Here is a 15,652-nt window from a genome sequence, read left to right as displayed (position 1 = left end):
GCCGCCGCCTTCCTCGTCAGAGTTGGTGATCAGTTGCCGGGATAGGCCGAGCCGGTACCCAGGAAGCGCTTGGTTGTCTCGCGGGCGGCTTCCTCGGACTGCGCCTTGCGCGCGGCATCCTCGGCCTCAGCTCGAAACTGAGTCGCGAGCAGCGTTTGGATCTGCATCTGCTGCTTAGTTGAAAGCGCGATCAGCTGGTTGGTGGCCTGGCTTGCCTGAAGCGCACCGGCTGCCCCTTGGCTGCGGTTGACGAGATCGGCAAGCAGGTCGCCGTCGGCGCGGACGTTCTCGACGATCTGCGACTGGGCCCGCATGGTCTGGCGGAACGCCTGCATGGCGCTCTGCCAGCGCTCGCGCGCAGCGGTTGCCACATCGCTGACCTTGATCGTGGCCTCGTAGCTTTCTGGATATTGGCTGCGCCACTGGTCTTGAAGCTTGCCCAGATCAAAACTGAGGCCACTCGCCTGGTCCATCAAACCGTCAATGCGATGGAGCGAACCGGTGAGTTGGCCCACGGAAGAGAAATCCAGACGCTGAAGATTGCGCGCCATGTTCTGCAGCATGGTTGCCTGGTTCTGCAGCGACTGGATCTGGTTGTTGATCTGCTCCAGCGCGCGCGCCGCCGTCAGCACGTTCTGCGCATAATTGGATGGGTCGAACACGATAAGGGCGTAGGCCGGCTGCACATAGTCGGCCATTGGCTTGGCGATCAGGGAAACGGTGATCAGGCTGGTGAAAAGACGGCGTCCAATCATGAGGATTGCTCCATGTCTGGTTGAGGGAATTGCTGGAGAAGCTCGGCAGCCCAATCGAGGCCGCGCGCGCTCAGAAAGCGGGAGGCAAAGCTGTCTTGCCCGTCTTCGGACTGGATTTTGTCGATCAGGGTCTGCGTCGCCGGATCGGAAGCGCCGCAAAGCGCAAGAGTGATGGGGCCAAGCCCGAGCTCGAAGAGACGGTTTCCGCTACGTGACTGAAGATAGTAGTGGCGCTTGGGCGTGGCGCGGGCGATCAATTCGATCTGCCGCTCGTTCAAGCCGAAGCGCTCGTAGGCTGCCCGCGCTTGCGGTTCCACAGCACGATCATTGGGAAGGAAAATGCGCTGGGGGCAGCTCTCGATGATCGCCGGCGCGATTGAAGAGCCCGCGATATCAGCCAGCGATTGCGTAGCGAAGATCACCGAGACATTCCGCTTTCGGAGCACCTTCAGCCATTCGCGGATACGGGCGGCAAAGAGCGGATTGTCGAGATAGACCCAAGCCTCGTCGAGCATCAGCAGCGTCGGCCGTCCATCGAACCGCTCTTCAAGACGATGGAAGACGTAAGTGAGCACAGGCAGCACAGCGCCTTGGCTCTGCATCAGCTCTTCCGTCTCGAAACACTGCACATTCGATAAGGCCAGCCGATCATCATCGGCGTCGAGCAGGCGGCCGAAAGGACCGTCGAGCGTGTAGGGCATCAACACGGACTTCAGCCCGTTGGACTGAAGCAGGACCGAAAGGCCGGTCAGCGTGCGTTCCTGCGCCGGCGCGGTGGCAAGGTTGGTGAGTGCCGACCAGATTGCCTCCTTCACCTCCGGCGTGACGGTGACATTCTCATGCGCAATGAGGCCGGCAATCCACTCGGCTGCCCAACTGCGGGCAGCCTGGTCGCCGATATTGCGCAGGGGCTGGAAGGCGAGCGCACCGTCAGCACCCAGCGCGTGGTGTTCTCCACCCGTGGCAAGGACTGCCGCGCGCGCCGAATTGCCTTTGTCGAAGACATAGACCTGCGCGCCGGCATAGCGCCGGAACTGCAGCGCAATCAGGGCAAGCAGCACCGATTTGCCGGCGCCGGTCGGGCCAACGATCAGCATGTGGCCGACATCGTCGACATGGGTGGATAGCCGGAATGGTGTCGACCCGTTGGTCTCTGCGAACAGAAGTGGCGAGGCCTCTCGCTGGGTGACCTTGGCGAGATGCTCGTTCGCCGCAGGACCTGCCCAGACCGACGACAACGGCATGAGATGCGCAAGGTTCAATGTGTGAACGAGCGGCTGGCGAACATTGGCATAGATATGACCAGGCAGCGAGCCGAGCCACGCCTCGACCGCATTGACGCCTTCGCGGATGGTGGTGAAGCCGAGCCCATTGATGATGCGCTCGACCGCGCGAAGTTTCTCCGCGGCGGCTTGATGGTCCTCATCCCACACTGTCACCGTTGTGGTGAGATAACCGAAGCCGACATGGTCGCCGCCCAACGCCTGAAGGGCTGCGTCGGCATCGAGCGCCTTGTTGTCGGCATCGCTGTCGACCAGCGGGACAGGTTCGTTGGTCACGACCTCGCGCAGGATGGCCGCGATCGACTTGCGCTTGGCAAACCACTGGCGGCGCAACCGTGTCAGCGTCTTCGTGGCTTCCGTCTTGTCGAGCGGGATGAAACGCGTCACCCAGCGATAGGCGAAATCCTGATGATTCAACGCGTCGAGAATCCCGGGCCGGGTGAGATTCGGGAATCCGAGGACGGTAAGGGTGCGAAGATGGTGTTCGCCGAGCATAGGCTCCAAGCCGCCGGTAAGCGGCGCGTCGACCAGGATGCCGTCGAGATACATCGGCGTTTCCGGGACAGCGAGTGGATGGCGGCGGGTCGAGATTGTGCCGTGCAGGTAAGTCAGGGTCTCGGCATCGTCGAGCACGCGCACCTCGGGCATGAAGCCGGACAAAAGATCGAGGACCCGGTCGGTCTCGTCGCGAAACCGCGCCAGCTCCTGGGGCCAGTCTCTCCCGCCGCCAGATTGGTGTGCGTCAACGAGCGCGCTTTCAGCCCTCGCCCGTGCGTCCGGGGGCGGCATGAACAGCAAAGTCAGATGATAGCGGCTCTCGTAATGCGCGACCTTGCCCTCGAAGGCCGCGCGTCGTTCTTCATCGACCAGCCAAGACGCGGCGTCGGGAAAGGTTGAGTTAGGATAGTCGAGCGCCTCTATGCGCTCGGCTTCGAAGAACAATGCCCAGCCGGAGCCGAGCCTTCTCAACGCGTTGTTTGCCCGGGCGCAGATGCCGACAAGTTCTGCTTCCGTCGCGCTTTCGAGATCGGGCCCGCGGAACCGTAAGGTCCGCTGAAAGCTGCCGTCCTTATTGAGCACGATGCTGGGCGCGACGAGCGCTGCCCAGGGCAGATGGTCCGCAAGTTTGTCGGCTTTGCTGCGGTATTCTGACAGGTTCAGCATCCCAACCATCCCTTCAGACGAAGGTGACGAACGAGCACGCTGGCGAAGTCTGGATCGCGTCTTGTGGCAAAGACCGCCAGCGTGTGGCCGGCAATCCACAGCACCAGCCCTGCGATCCACTGCTGCAAACCGAGGCCGATAGCTGCGGCCACCGTGCCGTTGAGGATCGCCACCGCTCGCGGTGCACCGCCCAGCAGGATGGCTTCGGTCAATGCCCGGTGAACGGGAACCGCGAAGCCCTCAATATGCTGCTCTCCAGCGGCCATCAGACGAGTGCTCCGCCGCCAAAGGAGAAGAAGGAGAGAAAGAAGCTCGATGCCGCGAAGGCGATCGACAGCCCGAAGACGATCTGGATCAGCCGGCGGAAACCGCCTGCGGTGTCACCGAAGGCAAGGGTTAAGCCCGTGGTGATGATGATGATCACGGCGATAATCTTGGCGACCGGTCCCTGTACAGACTCCAGGATCTGTTGCAGCGGCTGTTCCCAAGGCATGCCGGAGCCTGCTGCGCGGGCTGAGACCGTGAGAACAAGCACGAGCGCGGTGGACGAAAGAAAGCGAAGCTTCTTGCACATGAATTGGCCTTTCAAAACTGCTGAAGTTGCGGGAGCGTCAGTTGGGTGACGGCGTAATCGCCGCTGCCGTCGAGACCGATGACCTCGGCGATGGCGTCAATGCGGCGCGAGGATCCGCGCCCGGCGATGAAGACAATCAGATCGATGGCATCGGCGATCAGACGGCGTGGTACAGTGACGACGGCTTCCTGCGCGAGTTGCTCGATCCGGTAGAGGGCGGAGCGCGCCGAATTGGCGTGAACCGTTGCGATGCCGCCGGGGTGGCCAGTGTTCCATGCCTTCAGCATATCGAGGGCTTCCGCACCCCGGACTTCGCCGACGACGATGCGGTCGGGCCTGAGCCGCAGCGTCGAGCGTACGAGATCGGCAAGCGTCACCGAGCCCCGTCTTGTCCTGAGTGCAACGCAGTCCTTGGCAGCGCACTGCAGCTCGCGTGTGTCTTCGATCAAGATCACCCGCTCGTCGCATTCCGCGACTTCGACCAGCAGCGCATTGGCGAGCGTGGTTTTACCCGACGACGTGCCGCCTGCGACCAATATGTTGCGCCGCTCGCGCACGGCCTTCCTCAGCGCATCGGCCTGCAGCGGCAGCATGATTTGGTCGGCGACATAGTTGGCCAACGTGTAGAGTTTTGCGGCCGGTTTACGGATGGCGAAGCATGGCGCCAGAACGACTGGCGGCAACAGCCCCTCGAAGCGCTCGCCCGAGGGCAGTTCGGCGCTGACGATCGGACTACCCGCATGCGCCTCGGCACGCACATGGGAAGCGACCAGGCGAACGATGCGTTCCGCCTCGGATGGGTGCATATGCACGCCGGTACCGACCCGACCTTCTCCCAGCCGGTCGAGCCGCAGTGCACCGTCGGGATTGACCATCACCTCGACAACAGATGAATCGGCAAGGGCCTCAGCGATTGCCGGGCCCATGGCGGTGCGCAACATGGCACGATGGCGATGGTCGACCTCCGGATGAGAACTCATCCTTCCCCTCCCCCGCCATTATCCGTCCCAAGCGACCGTTTGCCGGAGGCGATCTGGCGGCCCACTTGCTCGACGAATTTGTCGAAGCGCTCCTGGGCAATCGCCTGCGTCGCCCTGTCCGGGACTGGCGTGTGAGCATGAAGCGTGATGGAAAAGCGAATGAAGAGCGCCAGGCTCTCTAGGATCATCTCGACGTCGCGTCTGAGATGACCGAGGTCACGAGAAAGACGGTCGAGCCTTACGCCGTAGCGCCGGTCGAGCTCGTTCTCGCCACGCCGCTCGATAAAGGCCTCGACTGCCTTCGCCACGATCGCTGATTTGGTCGTCGATGGATCGCGGTTGAGGTCGTCCAGTTTCTTGCTCAGGTCGGGTTCGAGCAGAAACTGATGACGAATGCGCTGAGGGCTCATGTGGCTCGTTCCAACTGTCCCAGCGCTGTTGCGCGGGCGGGAACGAGCATCGGCGACTTCCTCGAAATTGCTTATGGCCGTTATCTACGCTGATTTGCGCTCTGCCTTCGGCAGCTTCTTTCAGAAGCCGGGCACAATGTCCTTGTTGTCGCCCGTCCCCTCGTTGATGCCATAGGCGCGTGCGGCAGTGGAAATTCGGTCCATCACGCGCCTGTCGGCAACTGCCTCGCTATCATCGTCCGCGGGCTTGAGCAGGTCGTCCCGGTCGGGCTCCAGAGTGACGGCTGTATGCTCTTCAGGCAGACCCGGATGTCGCTGTTGCTGGACACCTCCTTCATCTTCAATTGCCTCGCCCGCGCTTTCGCCGCGGCCAGCAAGACGGCGGTCAACGCCCCGCACCTGCCCGATCCAACAGTCCGGACGCGGTACTGGCCGATCCGCGTAGGCGCCGTCGCACAATACCGGCGCAGAAAGCACGCGCTCGGTGAAATTTCGATCCTGGTAGTAGCGCAGCTTTTTCGCCCGGATCGGCGGCAGCCCTGAAACCAACACCAGTTCATCGGCTTGCGGCAACTGCATCACCTCGCCCGGTGTCAATAGTGGGCGGGCGGTCTCCTGGCGGCTAACCATCACGTGCGACAGCCAGGGCGCCAAGCGATGGCCGGCATAGTTGCGCATGGACCTCAGCTCCGTCGCCGTGCCGAGCGCGTCCGAAATGCGTTTGGCCGTGCGCTCGTCATTGGAGGAAAAGGCAATCCGCACATGGCAGTTGTCGAGAATGGCATTGTTGTCCCCATACGCCTTGGAGATCTGGTTCAAGGATTGCGCGATCAGATATGCACGGATGCCATAGCCGGCCATGAAAGCGAGCGCGGTTTCGAAGAAATCAAGGCGACCGAGCGCCGGGAATTCGTCCAGCATCATGAGCAGTTGATGGTTCCTGCTCTTCTTAGGATCCCCCTCCAGCCGCTCCGTCAGACGCCTGCCGATCTGATTGAGCACAAGTCGCACCAGCGGCTTCGTGCGCGAGATGTCCGATGGCGGCACGACCAGATAGAGTGACATCGGTCGCTCAGCATCCAGGAGATCGGCAATGCGCCAGTCGCAGGCTGATGTCGCTGCCGCCACCGTAGGATCGCGATAGAGGCCGAGAAACGACATGGCGGTCGAAAGAACGCCCGAACGCTCGTTCTCCGACTTGTTCAACACCTCGCGAGCTGCCGAGGCCACGACAGGATGGACCTGGGGCTTATCCGCCGCGCCGAGATGGTTGGTCGTCATCATCCGCCGTAGTGTCGCGGCAAACGAGCGTTGCGGGTCCGACAGGAAGGTGGCGACGCGAGCGAGCGTCTTTTCCTCTTCGGCGTAAAGCACGTGCAAAATGGCACCGACCAACAGTGAGTGACTGGTTTTCTCCCAGTGGTTCCGCCGGTCCAGCGCGCCTTCCGGATCTACCAGGATGTCGGCGATGTTCTGGACGTCGCGGACCTCGTCTGGACCTTTTCGTACCTCCAGCAGCGGGTTATAGCGCGCCGACCTCGGATCGGTCGGATTGAACAGGAGACAGTAGGAGAACTTCGAGCGCCAGCCGGAGGTCAACTGCCAGTTCTCGCCTTTGATATCGTGAATGACGGCCGAGCCGGTCCAGGACAGAAGAGTTGGAACAACCAGTCCGATGCCCTTGCCTGATCGTGTTGGGGCAAAGGCCATGACGTGCTCGGGCCCGTCATGGCGAAGATAGCGATCCTTCAGCTTGCCTAGGAAAACGCCGGCCGGCCGAAACAGCCCTGCCGTGTCGATCTCGTGAGTCGCGGCCCACCTTGACGACCCATATGTGGTGACCGACCCGAGCTGTCGCGCCCGCCAGAGCGAGCCGGCGATCGCGGCGGCACAGCCCACGAACCCACTGGCGCCGGCAAGCGCACCGGCCTTATCGAAGACCTCGGGCGCATAAGCGTCGAAGTGGAACCACCATTCGAACAGTTTCCACGGCTTGTAGATCTGCCAGCCAGCCGCGACTAACCATGGCGCGCCGAGTGGCGGTTGATGGCCGAGCATGTGGGCGCACCACTGCGTGGCCGCCCATACGCCGAGTATCACGATTGCGAACACGACGGCGATCTGCCCAATCAGCAACTTCGTAGGCGTCATTGGCTTGCTCCGCAGTTCTGTACATGCGGGGCCAAGCATCGCGCGGCGCGATGTGAACTGAAATGCGCACTACGCACGACCAGGTGCGATGAGGGAATGGGCAGAATCGCTCAGACTGAAAACTTGCGGTGGAGCAAATATGCCCACTTGGTCGCAGACCTGATCTGCGTCTCGTCGACATCCAAATGCCGGTGACGCTTTGAAGTGTATTTCCGATGGACGCATGCCAGCTATGAGGGCGTCACAATCATTCGACGGTGACCGATTTTGCGAGATTGCGCGGCTGATCGACATCTTTGCCCATGGAGACCGCCGTATGATAGGCAAGAAGCTGTATCGGCAGCGAGAAAATCATAGGTGCGATAATCTCGTCGACGGCCGGCAGCACGATCGTATGCATCGTGTTGAGTTTCGACGCAGCGGCCCCATTTTCATCGGTGATGAGGATAATCCGCCCTCCACGGGCGGCCGCTTCCTCCATATTGGAGACGGTCTTGTTGAAAAAGCGATCATGTGGCGCGATGACGATCACTGGCATGTTCTCGTCTATCAATGCGATCGGACCATGCTTCAATTCGCCAGCCGCATAGCCCTCAGCATGGATGTAGGAAATCTCCTTGAGCTTCAGCGCACCTTCCATCGCCAGTGGGAAACTGGTGCCGCGGCCAATATACAGGACACCATGACACTTTGACAGTTCGCGCGACAGGAGCTCGATATCTGGCTGGATGCTGTTCAGTACCCGGCCCATGACGCCCGGCATTTCGGCAAGGCTCCGGACGAGCGCCTTCACCTCATATTCAGTTAGCGTTCCACGGTCCTTGGCAGCGCCGATGGCGAGTGTGGCCAGAACCGCAAGCTGGCACGTGAAAGCCTTGGTGGAGGCGACGCCGATCTCCGGGCCGGCAAGGATCGGGAAGATCGCGTCGGCCTCCCGAGCGATGGTCGATTCGCGGGAATTGACGACAGCGCCGGTTTTCAGCCCACGCCCCTTGCAGTACCTCAGGGACGCGAGCGTATCGGCGGTTTCGCCGGATTGCGAAATGAAAAGAGCCGCCGATTCCGGCGGCAACGGGATCTCCCGGTAGCGGAATTCGGACGCAACGTCGATTTCGACCGGCAGGCGCGCATAGCGCTCGAACCAGTATTTTGCGATCAGTCCGGCCAGATAGGCGGTGCCGCAAGCCGAGATCGCCAGGCTCGGGATGCTGGCGAAATCTATGCTCGAAACCGTATCGACGCGATTCCCTTCGAAGTTGATGTAATGACCGAGCGCACGGGCGATGACCTCGGGCTGCTCGTAAATTTCCTTCTCCATGAAGTGGCGACGGTTGCCCTTATTGGCCAGGTATGCCCCGGCCGTGGAAGTCTGGCGCGGACGTTCGACGGGATGGCCATCGAAATCGAAGATATCGGCGCCTGCCTTGCCGATAACGGCCCAGTCGCCGTCGACGAGATATGTGATTGCATTTGTGAAGGGAGCTAGCGCCATGGCGTCGGAGCCCAGGAACATCTCGCCGTCGCCGTGACCGATCGCCAGCGGTGGTCCATTGCGCGCCGCCATGATGGTCGACGGATCATCCTCGAAGAGAATGGCAAGCGCGTAGGCGCCCCTGACGCGCTTCAGCATGGCGTGCATTGCCTCACCCCGCCCCATGCCCTCCCGGCGGTGTCTTGCCAAGAGATGCACGACGACCTCGGTGTCGGTGTCGGTCTGGAACTCGGCGCCCGCCGCCACCAGTTCGTCCTTCAACTCGGCGAAATTCTCGATAATGCCGTTGTGAACGACGGCCACACCGTCCGTAAAGTGCGGGTGCGCGTTGCGCTCAGTCGGTGCCCCATGCGTTGCCCAGCGCGTGTGTGCGATGCCGATGGTGCCACTCAGCGGCTCTTCCTTCAACCTCGTCTCGAGATTGATGAGCTTGCCCTTGGCGCGCCGGCAGTGCAACGAGCCCTCGGTGATGGTGGCAACGCCGGCTGAGTCATATCCTCGATATTCGAGACGCTTCAAAGCGTCGACCAACCGATCAGACACCGGCTGATGCCCAACGATGCCAACAATCCCGCACATGATCGTCTCCGAATTCTTCCCGGTAGCCTCAGCCGACCCGAAGGACACCGCCCGGCGCTGAGCCTCCTAGTAGAATTCGGTAAAACAGGTAAAATCGATTGTTGGGATGGCTGCCATCCAGCCAATGGATAGAAGAGGACGTGTTGACCAGCGAGAAACGGTACGCGCGGTGCCGGCTTGCGTCCACCAACCGCCAGTTGGGACGAGTTTCCGTAGTCGGCTGAGGCGTAACGATCATCGCAATGTCCGCTTTTTACATGCTGTTGACTCGCCCAGTTAACGGCCCTTAGATCCATTGACTGCTACAATGCTTAGGGGTTTTCAAAATGCCGTTCAAACGGGCCGGTCTATGCCAACGGGTATTCGACCAGATATGCAGTGACGAGCATATCGCCCGCTCATCGTTGGAGGCCGACAACCTCGCCCTGGATATTTTGGTCGCGTTGGAAGAAGAGGCTGACGCGGATGAGGCTGAGCTGCTTGAACTCATCAGATCGAAGCGGCGGGCTACTCGTCATCTCCGCTGAGGGATGCAGTCACCCGGACCTTCCCTTTGCCTGTTCGACTGCCTTGCTGGCCGCCTTGGCAAACTCCTGCATGTTTGCTCACGCGCACTGTCGGCCGTCTGGAACTTGCGCCAAACTCATCAGTTCTGGACAATGCCAAACAGCGCGTGGCAACGACCCTGACTTCCATCGGCACGCTGACATCCCGGCCGGCGGCTCAACGCCCCTCAAGGCGTGGCCTGGAAGCGTCGCAGCCGGCGCCCGCGGTAGCGCGGCGGCCAACCTTGACTGCGTCTCGACACGAGGTCGGCGCTTCACCGGAAACGACGCAAGGGCAGCGACAAGCACATGCGCAGGAGCCTGCCGCGGCAGTCACCTGAACCAGCAAGCGGCCCCGGGTGTTCTTCCGCTTTCATCCGGGCTTCGCCGTCAACCCAAAGCGGACAGCTGATGTGCTACAAAAGTCGGACTACTTGAAAAGCTATCGACACACCCATGATCAACGCCGAGCCGGTCATGCCCTCGAAACCGATGACGACAACTTCGGCGTCGAGCTCCGGCCGGAGTTTCGCCACCACCGGGCCGATCCCCATCTCAAAGAAGTAGACAGCCTCTATAGGAGCGTTTGCGGTTTCGAGTTGCGTTCTCAATGGCAGATAGCTGCGGTGAAGGTGTGGGCTGAGCAATTGCGGGTCGGCCGGAGACATGCGCAGCAGCAGTTCGTTTTTGTGTGCCGTTGCTGGGTTATGAATCGGCTGCGCACGGTCCGGTCTTTTGAGTAGGCGAGGCCAATTTTCGAGGTGTTGGGGCTGCTCATGGCTCCCTCCCGAATTGGGACGGAAGCATGATGCTCGCCTACAGCCGACGATGCTCGTAACGTTTATCGCCGATGTCGACATTGTTACACCCATCGGTGCGACGAGCCTCGCCTTTTCGGAGCATAATAGCGGTTCACCTCGTCCACCGATCAGCTTGGAAAGCGGCGATACTCTGATGCTCGAAGCGCATGGCCAAATTGCTCGACCTCGTCAGATTGTTCGCGAGCCATTGAAGCGGAGGCGGACTCGTTGCTCGGAATACCCTTATGCTCATGCCATGTGGAAGGGCATCCACAGCGACAGCAGCCGGGAGGAGCTCGATCCCTTGTTTTTTGTCGAGCTGGTTCAGCAAATGTCCTCGACGTTTGCGCGAGCTCCGGCAAGCTTAACGGCGATCTGGCGCGAGCCCGAGCATCTTGGTTAGAATGGGATCGCAATTGGCCACGGGCGCGCTGTCGTTGGTCCGATAGACCTACCAGAGCTGGTGGCACTCACGCTCTCGGAGCGCCTTGGTCGAACTCTTGCCGGGCCAGTCCAAGGCACACCGCACTCACGCATGGCTGCCACACAAGTTATGAAACGCTAGGCCCACTCCTTTGCCGACCGATGTTCCAGGAGATACCGTCTCGCTGCACTATGCCAGAAATCTCTTTGCCGATATGCCGCTCGAGCACCGGCCGCCACGGGACGAGCACAAACTCGCGCGATTTCTCGATAAGGGCGTATTTGCCGCTGGCGAGCTCAACTGAGCGGCGGAGAGTGCCTTGTACCCGGTCTCCGGGTCGCACTTCAGCATAGGACAGACCGAGCTCTTCCGAGAGCTGACCGGCAACACGGTTCAGTTCACGCTGGCGGAGGATCGAAATCATGTTGGCGCGATAGACGGTGCGGTCCTGCTCTTCATGCGCGAGACCCTGAGCAATCAGCCATTGCCGCCTGCGGGCTTGCGCCTCCCGCACGTCATGGCCAAAGCCGGAGTTGCGCAGGGTCTCCGGTGAATCGGAAACCATTTCCCGGTCGATCCAGGTGGCACCGTCGAACCCGATTTGCTGATCCAGCGGCATTGATGAGAGCTTGTCGACGACAACAGGCACAGCCATGGCTCGCTTGCGCTCGTAGTCGGCGACTTGGTCGAGATGGTTCGGCGCGATAATCCATGTGCCGTCGGCTTCGCGCCTGACAGTGCCGGTTCCGCGGCGAATGGCTTCCAGACGACGCACATGGGTTTCGGCGAAGCGTTCGCTGGCAGACGGATCATGCTTCAGGTGGATATCAACATTGTAGCGCCCCCCGTGGACGGCAGCGATCTCGGCGACGGTGCGGTCAACCTGCCTCGGCCCGGTGTTTCTCGGCGTGACACGGACGATGCAGCCGTCGGGCGTCGGTTCGGTGGCCTCGCCTTTGCCGACATCGATGTAGTGGCTTTTCCCGTCCACCCCATCCACTATGAGGTAGTGGCGGTCGTTGATCTCGTCGGCAAGCCCGCGCGCCACAAGGCGGCCAACGAAAGGTTGCGCGAGCTGCCCGGATTGATCGTGGATCACACAGTCGGCTGCACTTCGGGATAGTCCTTTACCCGCAATGTCTCGGTGCATCGTCTTGATTATGTCACCGCGCTCGCCGATGCGCTGCAGTGTCGCTTCGAGCTCATCGTCGAGGCGCCAGCGGCCGGAGCTGATCTCCTCGGCCAGACCCATCCGTCCGAGTTTGCGCAGGCGGCCCTGGTGCAGGGTCTGTCGAAAGGCGTCGCGGCCGACCGGAGAAACCAGTCCATCGCTGTCGCGCATGCTGAGCAGCTGCCGGTCGATGCTGGTGAAGCGCTCCTGCTCCATTTCCTGCCGCAGGCGGTGCTCGATCTCGCGATCGGTTCGTGGACCGAGATCGAGGCTGACCAGCTCGGCGGTCCGTTCGCGGATTCCGCTTGAGATATATTCCCGCGCAATGACGAGGTTCTCGCCGCGGTCGTCCTTGCCACGGACGATGATATGGGTGTGCGGGTGGCCGGTGTTGAAATGATCGACGGCAACCCAGTCGAGCTTCGTGCCGAGATCCTCCTCCATCTGCGCCATGAGCCGGCGCGTGAGTAGCTTCAGGTCGTCATACTGGATGCCGTCTTCGGGTGCGACGATGAAGCGGAATTGATGCCGATCGCCATCGGCACGATCAAGGAAGGCCTTGCTGTCGACGCGATCACTGTCGGCGCCGTAGAGCTCGCCAGGCGCGCCTTCCCGGGTAACGCCGTCGCGTTGGATGTAGCGCAGATGCGCAAGCGCCCCACCCTGGCCTTTGCCGGCCAGCTTGACGACGCGCGCCTTGACCACCACCCGCCGCTGCCGGAAGGCAGCATACCTGTCGCGTGAGTTCAGCAGCGCGGCGGCCGCTCCGCCGCGCCCTGCCCGGCTGCCGTTAAAGCGGCCGCCGCGCTGGGGCCGGCCGCCGGCTCTGTTGATCGCCGCCTGGACCTGGCTGGCGAAGCGTTTGCCTGCCTTCGAGCCGCGCGAGCCTATTCTGCCGAGCTTCGGCCTGAATTCGTCATCCTGCATCGTGGCCTCCCAGAAATCTCAAGCAGTGTCAGATACTTGCGTGTCCCACACTCCCGGCTCTGCCAGCAGCCTCCAGGAAAAACGATGTGCAGACAAAGACTTCGCCGCCTCCTGGAGGCAATGCCTTTATCTTGCCTTACGCCGCCCTTCCGCTTTCCGGCTTCCGCACCCGCCCTTCCCGCCCCGCAAAACCGCCCGCTCGCCGAGTCACCCGCCATTCGGTTTCGTCCGAGCGCGATCGACGCGCAGCGGCACAAAGAGATCGCCTTTCGCTTCGCCGGCGCGAACGCCGTTACGAAGGAAGAAGAGCGAGCGGCCGGAGGGAGCGTTTTGGCTGTTTGGCGCCTTGGAGTCCCCTTCGAATTGATCAATGTCGTCCGCCGAAGTCCCCTTCCCCCTGAGCTGTTTAAGATAGGCAGCTGTCTCCTTGGGCAGCGGCTTCCCACGCTTCAAATGCTCTTCGTAGCGCTCGGGTCCTGCGTTATAGGCGGCAAACAGGCCGGGGAATCCGAAGCGGTCAAACATGGCGCTGAGATAGGCGGTTCCGGCGAGAATATTGTCACGCGGATCGTGCGGATCGGCTCCCAGACCGTATTTGGCACGCATGTCCTCATACGTTTCCGGCATCACCTGCATGAGGCCCATTGCGCCCGCGCGTGAGGTAATTGGGAGGCCGTCGAGCATGGTCTTGCCGCCGCTTTCTGCATCCATGACGGCGTAAATCCAGGCCTGAGGAATACGGAAGCGTCTGCTTGCTTCGCCTGTGAACTCGTGCCACCTTTGAAGCTGCGGAATTTGGGAGATGGCGACCGGCTCAGCGCCGGTCGAGGCGGAACAGGCGCCTGGCGCAAAGGCGATCATGCCGAACATCAGCAGGGTCACTCGGTCCATAGCGGCACGAGCCTCCCAATGACATTTGCGCGCGGCACCGGCCCGAAATAGCGGCTGTCGAATGACCGAATATCGTCGCTGCCGAGCAGGAAGATTTCGTTGTCGGCGAGCGTGCGGCACCCGTTCCACCATGGCAGCGGGCGGCCTCTGGTATCCTTCGCCAGCCGTCGCGCGACGATCTCGCCTTCGATGATGATCGCGTCATTGAAGGCGCAGACATCGTCACCCGGAACCGCGGCAAGACGTTTTACCAGTGGCACGTTGGGGGGCAGATAGCCGCGTTCGGCGGCGAGTTCGGCGAGCGATTCTGGCGGGCGGACGAGCACCAGATCGCCCCGAGCCGGTGCTGCAAACCCGAGGCGATAGAGGCCGACGGGCGCGCTGGCAGAGGCGTTCCAGACCAGCCAGGGCCTTGGTTTGACGGTGCCGGCGAAGCCGATCACGGTCAGTCCAATCACGGCAGCGGCGATGGTTTTGCGTGCCTGGAGGCGCCGCAGGCGGCTGCCGATCAGACGGATGGAAGGGCGCCGACTCATGCTCGGCCTCCCTGGCCGGCTTGGCCGGAACCGGCCTCACCACCCTCGTTACCGGCGTACTGCGGGTGTCCTTTCGACCATCCATCGAGTTCGTCGATGTGGTAGCGGACATAGCGGCCGTGCTTGCGGAATTTCGGGCCGCCGCCCGTGAGCCGCATCTTTTCCAGGGTGCGCTGGGAGAGCCCGATATAGAAGGCTGCTTGGGCTGTGCTGAGAAAGGGACTGCCCTTTTTGGCGCGGGCCGCGCGTTCGTTTTCGTCGTCCATGGTGATCCTCGTTTCGCTCCGGACAAGCGAAGGCGAGGATGGGCGAGCGAGATCGCCTCCGGGACGGGCGAAGAGTCCGGGGAGAGTTTTCGCCGCCTTTTCGGGCGGACGGGTTTGGCTGGAGCGCCTGGGAATGAGCCCCGCGCCGGCTGGGGCGCGAGGCTCGGGTCGGCCGATCAGTCGGCCGGGTTCCAGATGATGGCGTAGGTGTCGTCATCGTCCTGGCCGGCGGCGCGGCCGAGATTGGCGTAGAGCTTGCGCGGTCCGAACTCCGGCGCCGCAATCGACAGGCTCACATAGTCCTTGCCGGAGGTTTCGCCGGTGCGGATCCAGCCGGCGCCAACTTCGACCCCTTGCGTCAGCACCCGGAAGTCGGGATGGTTGTCGGCGCTCTTGGCCTGGTTGGGGACGATGTCGATGTCGGCGCGGACGCTGAGCGTCTTGAGCTGGCCCTTGTAGCCGCCGTTTTCCTGCTTGTTGACGTAACCGATCGCAGTCATTTCGAAGTCTCCTTTTGCTGTCGCCGGGGACCATCCCCTGCGATGGCGGACCGTAATGGGCGCGTCCGGACCGCCTGAACCCGACAGGGCCGAAGCGATAGCGGAGGACCCGAGCGGGCAGCTTTTTTGAAGCGAAGCGGCGCGAGGAAGCCGCCGCAGGCGGCGGGGAAAAAAGCTGATCGGCGAGGGTTTCGGGCGGCCGGA

At 61.9% G+C, this 15,652-nt stretch carries 16 protein-coding genes; 2 read left to right on the top strand and 14 right to left on the bottom strand.

Annotated features, from left to right (window positions below; all coding sequences use genetic code 11):
* Positions 1-29: 29 nt before the first annotated feature.
* From trbJ to glmS, 8 genes are all read right to left on the bottom strand, one after another.
* Positions 30-755: a P-type conjugative transfer protein TrbJ gene (gene trbJ / locus AC0L2Z_RS16565; protein WP_008871925.1), complete on the bottom strand. Its 726-nt coding sequence runs from the start codon at positions 753-755 to the stop codon at positions 30-32.
* The gene (gene trbE / locus AC0L2Z_RS16560; RefSeq protein ID WP_473628792.1) at positions 752-3,202 is read right to left on the bottom strand and encodes a conjugal transfer protein TrbE; all 2,451 of its coding nucleotides are present in this window, start codon (positions 3,200-3,202) and stop codon (positions 752-754) included. Before trbE ends, trbJ begins: the two co-directional genes overlap by 4 nt.
* Entirely contained in the window at positions 3,196-3,468 is a 273-nt protein-coding gene (locus AC0L2Z_RS16555) for a VirB3 family type IV secretion system protein (protein ID WP_473479500.1), read from the bottom strand. The genes trbE and AC0L2Z_RS16555 overlap by 7 nt, the downstream gene beginning before the upstream one ends.
* Positions 3,468-3,776: a TrbC/VirB2 family type IV secretion system protein gene (locus AC0L2Z_RS16550; RefSeq protein ID WP_008871922.1), complete on the bottom strand. Its 309-nt coding sequence runs from the start codon at positions 3,774-3,776 to the stop codon at positions 3,468-3,470. The genes AC0L2Z_RS16555 and AC0L2Z_RS16550 overlap by 1 nt, the downstream gene beginning before the upstream one ends.
* A gap of 11 nt (positions 3,777-3,787) precedes the next feature.
* Positions 3,788-4,756 (bottom strand): P-type conjugative transfer ATPase TrbB, encoded by a 969-nt coding sequence (gene trbB / locus AC0L2Z_RS16545; RefSeq protein WP_473479497.1) that lies wholly within the window; start codon positions 4,754-4,756, stop codon positions 3,788-3,790.
* Positions 4,753-5,166 carry a CopG family transcriptional regulator gene (locus AC0L2Z_RS16540; RefSeq protein ID WP_065010491.1) on the bottom strand — a complete coding sequence of 138 codons (414 nt, stop codon included), beginning with the start codon at positions 5,164-5,166 and terminating at the stop codon, positions 4,753-4,755. The genes trbB and AC0L2Z_RS16540 overlap by 4 nt, the downstream gene beginning before the upstream one ends.
* A 120-nt stretch (positions 5,167-5,286) precedes the next feature.
* Positions 5,287-7,317 carry a conjugal transfer protein TraG gene (locus AC0L2Z_RS16535; protein ID WP_473479495.1) on the bottom strand — a complete coding sequence of 677 codons (2,031 nt, stop codon included), beginning with the start codon at positions 7,315-7,317 and terminating at the stop codon, positions 5,287-5,289.
* A gap of 247 nt (positions 7,318-7,564) precedes the next feature.
* Positions 7,565-9,388, bottom strand: coding sequence for a glutamine--fructose-6-phosphate transaminase (isomerizing) (glmS, locus tag AC0L2Z_RS16530; RefSeq protein WP_473518570.1), 1,824 nt, complete (start codon positions 9,386-9,388; stop codon positions 7,565-7,567).
* 326 nt (positions 9,389-9,714) lie between these two features.
* On the opposite strand from glmS, the gene AC0L2Z_RS16525 reads away from it, so the two are divergent.
* Positions 9,715-9,915 carry a hypothetical protein gene (locus AC0L2Z_RS16525; protein WP_473628791.1) on the top strand — a complete coding sequence of 67 codons (201 nt, stop codon included), beginning with the start codon at positions 9,715-9,717 and terminating at the stop codon, positions 9,913-9,915.
* A 434-nt stretch (positions 9,916-10,349) separates the two neighbouring features.
* Here the strand turns inward: AC0L2Z_RS16525 and AC0L2Z_RS16520 are convergent, their stop codons facing one another.
* Positions 10,350-10,601, bottom strand: coding sequence for a hypothetical protein (locus AC0L2Z_RS16520; RefSeq protein WP_473628789.1), 252 nt, complete (start codon positions 10,599-10,601; stop codon positions 10,350-10,352).
* Between the two features lie 160 nt (positions 10,602-10,761).
* Between AC0L2Z_RS16520 and AC0L2Z_RS16515 the strand changes: the two genes are divergently transcribed.
* Positions 10,762-11,136: a hypothetical protein gene (locus AC0L2Z_RS16515; RefSeq protein ID WP_473628787.1), complete on the top strand. Its 375-nt coding sequence runs from the start codon at positions 10,762-10,764 to the stop codon at positions 11,134-11,136.
* Positions 11,137-11,284: 148 nt separating this feature from the next.
* Here the strand turns inward: AC0L2Z_RS16515 and rlxS are convergent, their stop codons facing one another.
* The 5 genes from rlxS to AC0L2Z_RS16490 all read right to left on the bottom strand — a co-directional run bounded on the left by rlxS (position 11,285) and on the right by AC0L2Z_RS16490 (position 15,448).
* Positions 11,285-13,255: a relaxase/mobilization nuclease RlxS gene (gene rlxS, locus AC0L2Z_RS16510; RefSeq protein WP_473628786.1), complete on the bottom strand. Its 1,971-nt coding sequence runs from the start codon at positions 13,253-13,255 to the stop codon at positions 11,285-11,287.
* A 207-nt stretch (positions 13,256-13,462) separates the two neighbouring features.
* Positions 13,463-14,146 (bottom strand): lytic transglycosylase domain-containing protein, encoded by a 684-nt coding sequence (locus tag AC0L2Z_RS16505; RefSeq protein ID WP_473628784.1) that lies wholly within the window; start codon positions 14,144-14,146, stop codon positions 13,463-13,465.
* Complete coding sequence (gene lepB / locus AC0L2Z_RS16500) at positions 14,134-14,682, bottom strand: signal peptidase I (RefSeq protein WP_473628782.1); 549 nt, start codon at positions 14,680-14,682, stop codon at positions 14,134-14,136. Before lepB ends, AC0L2Z_RS16505 begins: the two co-directional genes overlap by 13 nt.
* A complete protein-coding gene (locus AC0L2Z_RS16495) occupies positions 14,679-14,948 on the bottom strand; it encodes a helix-turn-helix transcriptional regulator (RefSeq protein ID WP_473479475.1) in 270 nt (89 codons plus the stop codon). Before AC0L2Z_RS16495 ends, lepB begins: the two co-directional genes overlap by 4 nt.
* Before the next feature lie 176 nt (positions 14,949-15,124).
* Complete coding sequence (locus AC0L2Z_RS16490) at positions 15,125-15,448, bottom strand: DUF736 domain-containing protein (RefSeq protein WP_065010508.1); 324 nt, start codon at positions 15,446-15,448, stop codon at positions 15,125-15,127.
* Between the last annotated feature and the right edge of the window lie 204 nt (positions 15,449-15,652).

The sequence above is a fragment of the Mesorhizobium sp. WSM4850 genome (genome assembly GCF_055811735.1).
Note: the sequence above shows the minus strand (reverse complement) of the source record. Positions and strands in the feature narration are given on the sequence as shown.